At 70.7% G+C, this 12,940-nt stretch carries 8 protein-coding genes; 6 read left to right on the forward strand and 2 right to left on the reverse strand.

All coding sequences use genetic code 11. From position 1 onward, the window contains the following. Positions 1-2: 2 nt before the first annotated feature. Positions 3-1,967, reverse strand: a complete 1,965-nt coding sequence (locus D7X32_RS28025) for a FecR family protein (RefSeq protein WP_120605630.1) — start codon at positions 1,965-1,967, stop codon at positions 3-5. 47 nt (positions 1,968-2,014) lie between these two features. Continuing rightward, the gene (locus D7X32_RS28030) at positions 2,015-3,580 is read right to left on the reverse strand and encodes a carboxypeptidase regulatory-like domain-containing protein (protein ID WP_120605631.1); all 1,566 of its coding nucleotides are present in this window, start codon (positions 3,578-3,580) and stop codon (positions 2,015-2,017) included. Positions 3,581-3,803: 223 nt separating this feature from the next. On the opposite strand from D7X32_RS28030, the gene mglB reads away from it, so the two are divergent. The 6 genes from mglB to D7X32_RS28060 all read left to right on the forward strand — a co-directional run. Beyond that, positions 3,804-4,283, forward strand: coding sequence for a gliding-motility regulator GTPase-activating protein MglB (gene mglB / locus D7X32_RS28035; RefSeq protein ID WP_002637270.1), 480 nt, complete (start codon positions 3,804-3,806; stop codon positions 4,281-4,283). Between the two features lie 11 nt (positions 4,284-4,294). Beyond that, on the forward strand, positions 4,295-4,882 hold the full coding sequence (gene mglA, locus D7X32_RS28040; RefSeq protein ID WP_014394794.1) for a gliding-motility regulator Ras-like GTPase MglA: 588 nt from the start codon (positions 4,295-4,297) through the stop codon (positions 4,880-4,882). Positions 4,883-4,990: 108 nt separating this feature from the next. Next, positions 4,991-5,788: a dihydrolipoamide acetyltransferase gene (locus tag D7X32_RS28045; protein ID WP_120605632.1), complete on the forward strand. Its 798-nt coding sequence runs from the start codon at positions 4,991-4,993 to the stop codon at positions 5,786-5,788. 12 nt (positions 5,789-5,800) lie between these two features. After that, the gene (locus D7X32_RS28050; protein WP_120605633.1) at positions 5,801-8,206 is read left to right on the forward strand and encodes a tetratricopeptide repeat protein; all 2,406 of its coding nucleotides are present in this window, start codon (positions 5,801-5,803) and stop codon (positions 8,204-8,206) included. Positions 8,207-8,212: 6 nt separating this feature from the next. Beyond that, complete coding sequence (locus D7X32_RS28055) at positions 8,213-11,641, forward strand: tetratricopeptide repeat protein (RefSeq protein ID WP_120605634.1); 3,429 nt, start codon at positions 8,213-8,215, stop codon at positions 11,639-11,641. Continuing rightward, on the forward strand, positions 11,638-12,940 hold a 1,303-nt coding region (locus D7X32_RS28060), incomplete at its 3' end, for a tetratricopeptide repeat protein (protein WP_120605635.1). The genes D7X32_RS28055 and D7X32_RS28060, both read left to right, overlap by 4 nt.

The following is a 12,940-nucleotide window of genomic DNA, read 5'->3' on the forward strand; positions in this document are numbered from 1 at the left end:
CCTCAAGGCCCTCGCGGTTTCAGGGTGCGCACCGTGAGTACGTCCGGGGCACCAGGTCGCGTCATCTTAAACACCAGCAGGGGGGGCATTCCCATGGGGGGCACCCAGGTATCGAAGCGGTGCTTGGCGTCCAAGGGCACGGCCCGTCCGTTGATGGACAGGCGGGCATCCACGGGCGCGACGCCTGAAGCCCGCACCTTCTCCGCCGCCGCCACCCCCTGGCGCGGGCTGTCCACCACCAGCCGCATCACCGAGTTGTCGTAGACGAGCTCCAGCTTGTTCATCCGCCCGCCCTTGAGGGCCGCGCCCGCCTGCGACAGCGGCGTGACGGACCACAGATAGCTGCCCTCGCCCAGCTGCCCCGCCTCCAACGCCGCTCGCGCCTCCGACACCGTGCGCTGCACCACCGGCGTCGCCAGCGAGCCCGCCTTGTACACCGCCACGCGATAGCTATGGGCCTGCGGTTCCGCGCCGTAGGTGAACGTCACCGCCGGCGGCTTGTCCTGGTAGAAGATGGTCGTCTTCTCCGTCCCCTCCGGCACCACGTTGCGCGCGCGCGCCAGCGCGCTCGTGTGGGACTCGGGGGCGAAGTGGACGCTGCCCGCCGCCACCTGCGTGCCGTCCTCCTTGCGCGCCCGCCAGTACAGCGTGCCCCGCGACAGCGCGGACACGTTGACGGAAGCGCGGTGCACCCGGCCCCAGAGCACCGGGCGCTTGAAGGCCGCGTCCTGCGCCGCCTCCACCACCGCGTCGCCCTCGCCCTCCCAGGTGAGCGCCACCTCCGAAAGGCCCCGGTGGAAGACCTCCGTGCCGTCGCCCGGGCCCACCGCCACCACCGCCTCCTCCAGCGGCTCCACCTTCGCGGTGCCGTCCGTGGCCACGGTGGCGCGCTCACCCGCGCGCAGCGCCTGCCGCGCCTCGCCCCGCCGCAGCGTCACGTCGCCCGTGTGCGCCGCCACCTGCATGCCGGCGCCGGTGCGGCGGATCTCCAGCCGCGCTCCGCCTCCGGACTCCACCGTCATCTCCGGCAGCACCACGCGGCTCTCGCGCCCCATGGCGAGCTGCACGGCCAACAGGCCCTGGAGCAGGTTGACGCGCGCCTCGTCGATGGTGCCCTGCTGCCCCGCGCCCTCCAACACCGCCTCCGCGCCCGGCGCGAGCGTCAGCACCGAGCCGCTGTCCTTGAGCTGCAGCACCGTCTCGCCGTTCTTCGCCCGCACGCCATCGCCGAAGGCCAGCTCTTCGCCGTCGCGGCGCACCTTGCGCCAGCGGCCCGTGCCCTTCGACTTCACCTCCGCGTCGCCAGAGGCCGCGCGCACCGTCACCGCGATGGGCGCCAGCTCCACGACGCGCGGGGCTGCGGGCGTCACCTCCGCGCGCTCGCGGGTCAGGTCCACCGCGTCGCCCTGCGCCGCGCGCAGCGTCTTCCCGTCCTTGGAGACCAGCTCGATGGCGCCCAGCTTCACCTCCACCCGCGCCGAGTCCTCCGCCACCGCGACCTTCACCTCCGACGGATCCGGCCCCACGCGCGTGAGGCCGAAGGGGGTGAGGATGTTCAACGTCACCTTGGAGCCCGCGCCAGCGTTCCCGCCCGCGGGCACGCGCGACAGCACGATGCCGCGCTCCACCTTCATCACCACGCCCGTCGCGTCCGAGCCCAGCGCGAACCGGCCCTCGCTCCCCACCTCCACCGTCCGGTCGCCCGGGAAGCGCACCGTCGCGGAGCCGTGCTCACCGGTCTCCACCGCGTCGCCCGCGAGCAGGGGCCCCTCCACCGCCGGGCCCACCTTGCCACCGCGCTCCAGGCGCACGTCGCCGGACAGGCCTTCCAGGCGTCCGATGGGAACGACGACCCCCGCGTCCACCTCCACCACTGGCGGAGGCTTTGGCGCCTCCTCGCGTTCACACCCCGAGCAGCCGGAGAGGAGGACGAGCAGCGACAGCGCCAGGATGCGGACAGGACTCACTGAAACCTCGAAGACGACGGACGGGCGTCGCGGTGGCACCGCGCGACTCACCGGCCCCTCGGGAACAGATCAACGTTGAGAATGGCCTGCTCGCCTTCGCGCACGGTGACCATCTTCGTCTGGGTCACGTGCCCGGCCGCGGACAGGGTGATGCGGTACGTGCCGCCGCGGACGCGCGCGGTGAAGCCGCCGCTCTTATCCGTGCGCGTGCGCACCTTCGCCTGCGGGATGCTCACCGTCGCCACCAGCGGCTGACCGTTCCGCGCGCTGCGCACCTGGCCCACCAGCGTGGCCAGCTCGCCCTTGCGGTCCTGCGACAGAACCACCACCAGCTCCGACGTCTGCCCCGCCACCACGACCGCGGCCTCTTCCGTGGAGCGGAAGCCCGGCGCCGACACCGCCACGGCCACCGGCCCCGGCGCGAGGCCCTCCAGCAGCAACACGCCATGCTTGTCCGTGCGCAGCTGGGCTGAGCCTGAAACGACCTGCACGTCCGGAACCGGCGCGCTGTTCTTGCCCTGCACCACCTTCACCTTGAGGGAGCCCGTGGCCGGAGCCTTCTTGCGCAGGCGCAGCTGCACGGGCGCGCTCTCCGAGCCACCGCTGACGGTGGCGACCGCCGTCGCGTCCTCATAGCCGTCCACGCTCGCCTGCGCGGACTGCGCGCCTTCGGGGAGCAGGACCCGCAGCTGTCCCTGCGCGTCCGCCACCAGTTCCTCGTTCGTGCCCGGCGTCTTCAAGGAGGGCACGCGCACGTGCGCGCCTGGAAGCGGTGCGCCCGTCTCCGCGTCCACGACGCTCAGCGCGACGAAGGCCTGGCGCGAGCCTTCCATGGGCCGCGACGTCCGGCCCTCGCTGCCCAGCGCCACCTCGAAGCCCAGGCCGATGCGGCGCATGCGCTGCTCGGAGCGCAGGCCGCTGTCCACCAGCTCCATGGTGTCGTGCGCCTGCTGCACGTCCAGCAGCAGCGTCCCGGTCCAGCCATCCCGGCGCACCACCGGGTACAGCAGCGCCGCGCCCACCACGTAGCCGGACGACGACGCCTTCAGCCCGTCCGCCGCGTGCGCGGAGAGCGTCAGCGGCACTTCGCCCCGCGCCTCCAATTGAAGCCGCGCCGGCAGCGCCACCAGCACCCGCCCGGACACCAGCGCCGCGTGCCGCACGCCCCGCTGCAACACCGGCGCATAGGAGAACCCACCGAACAGCGGCAGCTGCGCGAAGCCGTAGCCCACGCCCAGCTCCAGCCGCACCGGTCCCAGGAACAGGCGCCCGCGCGGCCCCAGCGACCCGCGCACCAGGCTGCCGCCCGTCACGCGCGACGACGCGTCCCTCAACTCGAACGCCTCGCGCTGCAGATCCACCTGGCCACCCAGGTGCATCCCCGCCCAGCCCATCAACGTCAGCGCCACATCGTTTGGAGCCAGACCGCTGTAGGTGAGCCCGGGCCCTACATCCACCTGCTCGCCCTGGCGGGAGGACAGCCCGTAGCGAAGGCGCAACGAAGCGCGCTCGGACTCGGGGGCCTGAGCACGAGCGGCCCCGGAACAGGCGAGCGCCAGGGCGAGGACGACGAGGCGCGGGAGGATGTCGGTGAGGGGGCTCGGGCGGCGCAAGGCCCGGGAGAGTATAGAGAAGAGGGGCAGGTGTCCCAACCCGCGAAGCCGTCATTCCTTCAAGAAGCGGCGCGGATCACGGCTGGCTTCTTGCTGGAGTGGAACTGCTTTGCTAAGCATGACGGCGGTCGGTAGCGCCTCGTCTAACCTCCGGGATTCACTCCAGAAACATCGGAGCGCCGCCGTGCGCGGGGCGAGCGAACGCTGAGGAGCGCATACGCCCATGGGCACGCAACTGGTGATGTACGAAGAGGAGTTCACCAAGATCAACGCCGTTTGCGACCGGCTTACGAAGGACGCGAACGCGAAGGTGGTCTTCCTCGTCGACAAGAACGGCCAGCTCATCTCCTCGGCCGGCCAGACGCAGAACATCGACACCACGTCGTTGGCGTCGCTGACGGCCGGCAACGTGGCCGCCATGGGCGGGCTCGCGAAGCTGATCGGGGAGAATGAATTCCCCAACCAGTTCCATGAAGGGGCGAAGGACAGCCTCTACATGACCATCGTGGGCAGTCGCGTGGTGCTGGTCGTCATCTTCGACAACCGCACGAGCCTGGGTCTGGTGCGCTTGCGCATCAAGAAGGCCAGCGACGAGCTGACGAAGATCTTCGAAAGCCTCGTGAAGAAGACCGACAGCCCCGGAGCCGGTTCGCCGTTCGCCGAGATCTCCGACGACGATATCGACAACCTCTTCAGCGAGTAACCCGGGAAGCCATGTCCTTCATCAATTACTCATCCCGCGAAATCAACTGCAAGATTGTCTATTACGGGCCGGGCCTCTGCGGGAAGACGACCAACCTTCAGTACATCTACAACAAGACCGCGGCGGACACGAAGGGCAAGCTGATCTCCCTCTCCACGGAGACGGACCGCACGCTCTTCTTCGACTTCCTGCCGCTGTCGCTGGGTGAGATCCGCGGCTTCAAGACGCGCTTCCACCTCTACACGGTGCCCGGTCAGGTGTTCTACGACGCCAGCCGCAAGCTCATCTTGAAGGGCGTGGACGGCGTGGTGTTCGTCGCCGACAGCCAGATCGAGCGCATGGAAGCCAACATGGAATCGTTGGAGAACCTGCGCATCAACCTGGCCGAGCAGGGCTACGACCTGAACAAGATTCCGTACGTCGTGCAGTACAACAAGCGCGACCTGCCCAACGCGGTGACCGTGGAGGAGATGCGCAAGGCGCTCAACCCGCGCAACATCCCGGAGTACCAGGCCGTGGCGCCCACGGGCGTGGGCGTGTTCGACACGCTCAAGGCCGTGGCCAAGCTGGTCCTCACCGAGCTGCGCAAGGGCGGTTGACACTTCGCCTGCTCCCCGTCCCGGCGGGCTGCCCCCCAACGGGCAGCCCCCGGCAAAGGATGGTATGACCTCGTGCCGTCGGGCAGAGCCGCCTTCCGAGGTCGTACCGTGCGCGTCGCAACCGCCACCCTCCGTCTCCTCGCGCTCCTGAGCGCTGGCCTTCCCGGGTCGGTGCTCGCGCAAGGTGCGTCCCCCTCCCCTGCTTCCCCGCCTCCCGCCGCCGCGCCGGCCGCCGCTGTTTCCCCGGCCGCTGGCACGCCGCAGCCCTCCGCTCCGGCAGGAGAGCAGACGGCGGATGAGGCCTTCACGGCGCGCGTGAAGACGCTGGAGGAGCAGGTCGTCGACCTGAAGGAGAAGATCTACCGCTCCAAGGCGCGCCTGCTGCTGCTCCAGGAGTCGGTGATGGGCGGCGAGCTGTCCACCGGCGCCCGCGCGGTGCTGGTGCACAAGAACGAGATGGGCAACGCGTTCCAACTGGAGTCGGTGGTGTACGCGCTGGACGGCGCGCCCATCTTCACCCAGGTGGACACGCAGGGAGACCTGAACCGGCACCAGTCGCTGGAGGTCTTCAACGGCCGCATCGTGCCGGGCCAGCACCAGCTCGCGGTGCGCCTGGTGTACCGGGGCAGCGGCTACGGCGTGTTCAGCTACCTGGAAGGCTACAAGTTCAAGGTGCAATCCAGTTACACCTTCAACGCGGAGTCCGGAAAGGTCACCACGGTGAACGTGGTGGGCGTGGAGAAGGGCGGCCTCACCACCGACCTCAAGGACCGGCCCGCGGTGCGCTACGACATCGAGGTGGCCAAGGACACGCGCGCGAACCGGCCGCCCGGGCCTGACTCCGCGACGGAAGGGGCCTCCGGCACGCCCGCCGCGCCGGCCACCACCTCCAGCGAGCCGAAGTAGGAGCGGACGGCCGTGACCGCGACGTTGCACGCCCTGGCCCTCGCGCTGTCTCTCGGGGCCGCCCCCGCTCCGGCGCCCCAGCCCTCCAAGCCGGGGACCGCGCTGCCCCCCATGCCCGCCTCGCTGAGCTCGCGCGCCGCTTCGGTGGAAGCGGTGGAGGCGCAGCTGCGCACGGCGGAGCAGTCCCTTCGCTTCGTGGAGACGCAGTTCACCGAGCGTCCCGAGCCGAGCAGCACCGACTCGCAGCTCAAGCGCTTCTCCGAGGGAGAGGTGTACTCGCTGCTAGGGGACTGGGCCGCCGCGTCCGTCCTCTTCTACGACCTGGTGAGCGACCCGGACTTCAAGGCGAACCCGCGCTACCCGGAGGCGGTCTTCTACCTGGCGGACGCGCTCTACCAGCAGAAGAACGACATCGGGGCGAGGGTGTACCTGCGCGACGTGCTGTCGCTGCCCCTGACGCCGCAGCGCTACAAGGAAGCCGTGAGCCGCTACCTCGCGGTGGCGGGGAGGCTCCAGCAGTTCGAGGGCATCGACGCGTACGTGGAGAAGGCGCGGCAGCTGTCGGGCGGCGTGCTGGCGCCGGACATCGCCTACGTGCACGCGCGCGGCACCTTCAAGCGCCTGGACCTGCCGCCGGACGAGCACCAGCAGCGCTCGCGCGCGCTGTTCGCCCCGCTGGCGCAGTCGCCCGGCGCCTTCCGCGTGCAGGCCGTCTACCACCTGGGCGTGCTGAGCGTGCAGAGCGGGGACTACCCGGCCGCCATCGCGCAGTTCCAGCGCATCGTGGGCAACGGGCCGGACGCGGTGGTCTCCAGTGGCCTCGCGGAGGCGGAGGCCCAGCGCTTCCGTGAGCTCGCGTTCCTGTCGTTGGGCCGGCTGATGTACGAGACGGGCCGCTACGACGAGGCGCTGGACCACTACGGCCAGATTTCGCGCGAGAGCGAGCGCTTCCCGGAGTCGCTGCTGGAAGTGGCGTGGACGTACGTGCGCAAGCAGGACTTCACGCAGGCGAAGAACGCCACGGACATCCTGCTGCTCGTCGCGCCGGATTCGCAGCTCGCGCCCGAGGCGCGCATCCTCCAGGGGCACCTGCTCCAGAAGCTGCGCCAGTACGACGAGGCGCTGGAGACGTATGACGGCGTGGCGCGCATGTTCGCGCCCGCGCGCGACAAGGTGGACGCGCTCTTGCGCGTGAACCACGACCCCGTCGCGTACTTCGACAACCTGCTCGCGCGCAACGAGCGCTCCCTGGACGTGAGCACCCTCCTGCCCCCGCTGGCGCTGAAGTACGCGTCCACGCAGAAGGAGGTCGCGGACGCGGTGCGGATGGTGGGCGACCTGGACAGCGGCCGTCAGGGCGCGGGCGAGGCGAAGGCCATCGCGGAGCGCATCCTGGAGGCGCTGAACGCGCGCGGGCTGGAGGCCTTCCCGGAGCTGCAGGAGGGCAACGTCCGCGTGGAGGCCGTGGACACCGCGCTCACCGCCGTGGAGCAGGCCCTGGTGCAGGCGGAGGCCGAGCTGGTGGGAGAGAAGCTGACGCCCGCCGAGCGCGAGAAGCTGCTCGTCGCCCAGGGCGCGCGCGAGGCCCAGCGGCTGCGGTTCGCGGCGCTGCCCACCACCAACAAGGAGCTGGAGGCGCGGCGCCTGCGCATGCAGGCGAAGGTGGACGTGGTGGACCGCGAGGCCTTCCGCGTGGGCTATGAGCTGCAGAGCCTGCACGCCAACGCCGCCGCCATCCGCAAGTGGGTGGAGGACACGCGCGACGAGCGGCAGGCGGACCCCGCCGAGGAGCGCGAGTTCCTGGTGCAGTTGCAGGCGGAGATCGCCACGCTGAAGGACCTGCAGGCGGAGCTGGACCGCACCCGCGCCCGGCTCGCGAGCGAGCGCCAGTCCACGGACACGTCGCTGGAGGGCGAGGCCGCCATCCGCGCCCGCTACTCCGCCACGCTCCAGCAGGAGCACGGCCTGTTGCGCGCGGGCGAAGGCCGGCTGTCCGGCGAGGACACCCGCGTGCTCCTGCGCATGCACGCGGTGCGCTCGCGCATCGACTCGCTGCGCGGCCGGGTGGCGGTGGCCCGGGTGGCGCTGCGCGCGCGGCTGGAGCACCGCGTGAAGTCCATCCGCGACAAGGTGCGCGTGGAGCAGGCGCTGCTCCAGGGCTACGAGCAGGAGGTGACCGCCGCGTCCGGCGACGCTCGCAACCTGGTGGGCCGCATCGCCTACGACAGCTTCCGCCGCGTGCGGCAGCAGTTCTACGACCTGGTGCTCAAGGCAGACACCGGCACGGTGGACGTGGCCTTCAGCCGCACGCAGGACAACACCGCGAACATCCAGAAGGTCGCCAAGGAGAAGGCGGACGCGCTGCGCGCGCTCGACACGGAGTTCAAGGACGTCCTGTCGTCGGAAGGGGGGGACTGAAACGCCATGCGCCGCCCCGCCCTCGCCCTCCTGCTGGCGCTCGCGCCGCTGGCTTCGCACGCCGCGAAGCCCAAGGCCCCCAGTCAGGCCGCGAAGAAGACCTCCACTCCCGCCGCGCCCGCTGCCCCCGCGAAGGCCCCGCAGGCGCCCGCGGCACCGGCCGCGCCCACCGCTTCGCGCTACCTGGACGGCCTGGGCCACACGCCCGAACAGGAGAAGCTGCTGCGCGACGTGAGCCGCGCCCTGGAGGCGTACGAGGCGGAGTCGCGTGACTTCCACCGCGAGGTGAAGCAGCTGGTGGAGCGGCGCTACCAGCAGAAGCGCGCGGCGCTCTCCAACGCCTACGAGAAGACGCTCACCGCGCTGGAGTCGCAGGAGCGCACGCAGCGGCTGGACGCCATCGCCCGCTTCGAGGACTTCCTGCGCCGCTACCCGGACGAGCCTCGCGCGACACCGGACGTGATGTTCCGGCTGGCGGAGCTGTACTACGAGCGCTCCGCGGACGAGCACCAGCTGGCGCGCAAGGACTACGCGGAGCGCGTGCGCACGATGTCCGACGAGGCGATGGCGGACCTGCCGCCGGAGCCGGAGGTGGACTTCACGCCGTCCATCGGCCTGTACCGCACGCTCCTCGCGCGCTTCCCGGACTACAAGCTCAACGACGGCTCGATGTACCTGCTGGCGTACTGCCTCAACGAGCAGCACAAGGACGAGGAGAGCCTCGCCACCTACCAGCAGCTCACCACGCGCTACCCGAAGAGCCGCTTCGCCACCGACGCGTGGACGCGCATCGGCGAGTACTGGTTCGAGGACGAGTCCGACCCCGAAGCGCTGCGCAAGGCCGCGGAGGCGTACACGGTCGCCACGCGCGACACCGAGCACCGGTTCTACGACAAGGCCCGCTACAAGCTGGCCTGGACGTACTACCGGATGGACTGGTTCGAGGAGTCCGTGGACAGCTTCCTGCTGCTCCTGGACCACTACCAGTCGCACCAGCAGTCCGGCAGCAAGGCGGACGACGGTGACCTTCGCGCGGAGGCGCTCCAGTACATCGCGCTGTCGCTGGCGGATGAGACCTGGGGCGGCGTGGCCAAGGCCCGCGACCTCTTCGCGAAGCGCGGTGGCCGGCCCTACGAGGCGGAGGTGTACCGCCGGCTGGGCAACGTCTACTTCGACCAGCTCCGCAACGAGGACGCCATCGCGGCGTACCAGCAGGTGCTGACCACCGATCCCCTCACCGCGGACGCGCCGCGCCTCCAGCAGCGCATCGTCCAGGCCTACGAGCGCGACCGGCGCATGGACCTGTACGCGCGCGAGTCGGAGAAGCTGGCCAACAGCTACCTGCCCGGCGGCGCCTGGTACGAGAAGAACAAGGACGATCCGAACGCGCTGTCGCACGCGCAGACGCTCGCCGAGCAGAGCCTCTACTCCGCCGCCGCGTACCAGCATCAGCAGGCGCAGGCCTTCCAGAAGGAGGGCAAGGAGGCGGAGGCGAAGAGCACCTACGCCGCCGCCGCGCGCGCGTACGGCACCTACCTGGAGCGCTTCCCGCGCAGCAAGACCGCGTACGCGATGCGCTTCTTCCACGCCGAGTCCCTCTTCAACTCGGACGCGTACGGCCCGGCGGCGAAGGAATACGAGGCCGTCCGCGACTCCAACCAGGACAACACGTACCGCGACGTGTCCGCGCACAACGCGGTGCTCGCCTGGAAGGCGCAGCTGGACGTGGACGTGAAGGCGGGCCGCGTACCGGACCGCAAGCCGCTGCGCGCCAGCGAGCGCCCCAAGGACAGCGCGCACGCGCCGGTGGCCCTGGCAGAGACGGAGGCCGCGCTGGTGAAGGCGTCCGACGCCTACGTGGCGCTCTTGCCCAAGGAGGAGGCCGCGCCCGGCATCGCGTACCAGGCCGCGGAGCTGTTCTACACGCACGACGACTTCGCCCAGGCCCGCCCCCGCTTCGAGCGCGTGGTGCAGACGTACCCGCGAAACCCGGTGGCCGGCTACGCCACCAACCTCATCATCGAGTCCTTCCTCGTCGACCAGGACTGGAAGAGCGTGGAAGAGGTCAGCGCGCGGCTCGCCAGCAACGCGCAGGTGGTGGACCCCGCCAGTGAGCAGTACCGCGAGCTGATGAAGTTCAAGCTCGCCGGCCGCTTCAACCTGGCGGATCAGCTGGCGTCGCAGAAGCGCTACGACGAGGCGGCGAAGAAGTACCTCCAGCTGGTGGAGGAGGCGCCCCGCCACGAGTTCGCGGACAAGGCGCTCAACAACGCGGCGGTGGCGTACGAGGAGCTGCGCCGGTTCGACTCCGCGATGAAGCTCTATGAGCGCGTGTACCGCGACTATCCGAAGTCGCCGTGGGCGCACACCGCGCTGTTCCGCGTGGCCTTGAACGCGCAGAAGTCCTACGACTTCGACAAGGCCGTCACCAGCTACCAGAAGCTGGTGAAGGACTACCCGGCGGCGGAAGAGCGCGAGGCGGCGCTCTACAACGCGGCGGCGCTGCTCGAAGGCCAGCAGCGCTACGCGGAGGCCGCCGCCGCCTTCCAGCGCTGCGTGGAGCTGTACCCCCACGGGAAGACCGCGCCGGAGAACCAGTACCGCGCGGCCCGCATCCTGGAGAAGCAGGGCGACACGAAGGGAGAAATCAAGGCGCTGGAGGCCTTCGTCCGCAAGTTCGCGAGCAAGGCGGACCAGGTGGAGCTGGTGGTGGACGCGAAGCGCCGCCTGGGTGACGCGTGGAAGAAGCGCGGCAACGCGAACGAGGCCCAGCGCGCGTACGCCAGCGCCGCGGACGACTTCGACCGCCGCAAGCTGAAGCCGGAGACGCAGCTGCGCGCCGCCGAGGCCGCCGCCTACAGCCGCTTCCAGTTGGCGGAGCTGGAGTTCCAGCGCTTCGACACGCTGAAGCTCAGCGGCTCCGGCAAGGCGCTGGAGAAGAGCTTCAACAAGAAGACCGAAGCCGTGAAGGCGGTGGATGCCGCGTACGTGAAGGTGCTCCCGTACAAGCAGCTGGAGTGGTCGCTGGCCTCGTTCTACCGGCGTGGCTACGCGCTGGAGCGCTTCGCCGCCACGCTGCTGGACGCGCCGGTGCCGCCGGAGGTGAAGCGCCTGGGGGACGACGCGGTGCTGACGTACCAGGACATGCTCACGCAGCGCACCGTGGCCCTGGAGGAACGCGCGGTGGAGAGCTACGCCGCCACGCTCAAGGAGGCGCGCAACAACCACGTCTCCAACGAGTGGACGCGCCGCACGCTGGAGGCGCTCAACCGCTTCCGCCCCAAGGAGTACCCCGTCCTCAAGGAGGCCCGGGGCGCGCTCGCGTCGGAGACCGTGTATCCGGATGGCCTGCTGGGCAGCCTCGCCGCGCCCGTCGCGCCCGCGCGCGTGGACCCTGACAAGGCGACCCGGCTGACGGAAGGAGGCACGCCATGAACGCGGGCCGCAAGTTCGCGCTCACCGGACTCGTGCTCTGGCTGTCCGCCTGCGCCTCCGGTCCGGAGACGCGCAAGGACTCGAAGCTCACCGGCCCGGAGGCGGGCCCCGCCACGGCCGTGAGCACGTCTCCGAAGGCTGGCGAAGCGAAGTCTGGCGAAGCGAAGTCTGGCGACGCGAAGCCGCAGGCGAAGCAACCGGCCCCCGTCGCGAAGTCACTCACCGGTCAGGAGCGGGACTTCACGAGCGCGGTGGAGGTCGCCCGGCGCGGCGAGCTGACCATCGCGGAGACCGCGCTCAAGGCCCTGCTGGAGAAGTCCCCGAAGCTGGGCCCCGCGTGGACGAACCTGGGCATCGTGCAGGAGCGCCAGGGCCGCTTCCCGGACGCGGAGCGCTCCTACCGGCAGGCGCTGGCGTTGGAGCCGGACCAGGAGGCCGCGTGGGACTGCCTGGTGCGGCTGGCCGCGCGCACGGGCCGCGCGGCGTCGCTGGAGGCGGAGCTGCGCGAGGCGCTGACGAAGCAGGACTCGGTGGCCCGGCGCACGGCGCTGGCGTTGAACCTGCTGCTGCAGAAGAAGCACCCGGCCGCCGTCGCGGAGGCCCGCCGCGCGCTCCAGGTCAGCGAACAGCACGTGCCCGCCATGCAGGTGCTCGCGCAGGTGTACGCCCGCGAGGGCAAGCACGAACTGGCGTCCATGGTGCTCACCAACGCGCTCGCCATCGACGCGCAGGACGCGGCCACCCTCAACGCCCTGGGGCTGGTGCACCTGGGCCTCAAGGAGCGCCCGCAGGCGTTGGAGCGCTTCCGCCAGGCCATCGCGCTGCGGCCGGACTTCGCCGAGGCGCGCAACAACCTGGGCACCCTGCTCAACGAGGGCGAGGACTACGCTGGCGCCCGCGTGGAGCTGGAGGCCGCTGTGAAGGCCGCGCCGGACTTCGCCGCCGCCCACCTCAACCTGGGCAACGCCTGGCGGGGCGAGGGCGACTTCCCCCGCGCCCTGGCGGAGTACGAACGCGTGCTCCAGCTCCAGCCCGACGCGAAGGACGCGTACTTCAACCTGGGCCTGCTCCACCTGGACCTGGAGCCCGCCGGCATGGACCCGCTGGAGCGCCTCCAGAAGGCCTCGGCCTTCCTGGACCAGTACAAGGCCAAGGGCGGCACCGACGAGCGCACCGCGCAGTACCTCAAGGACGCGCAGAAGGGCATCGACCGGGAGACCCGCCGCCGGGAGCGCGAGCGCAAGGAGGGCCTGAAAAAGGCCGCCGAAGCCGCCGCGGCCCCCGCGAAGGCCCCCGAGG

This window comes from Corallococcus carmarthensis (assembly GCF_003611695.1).
Taxonomy (GTDB): domain Bacteria; phylum Myxococcota; class Myxococcia; order Myxococcales; family Myxococcaceae; genus Corallococcus; species Corallococcus carmarthensis.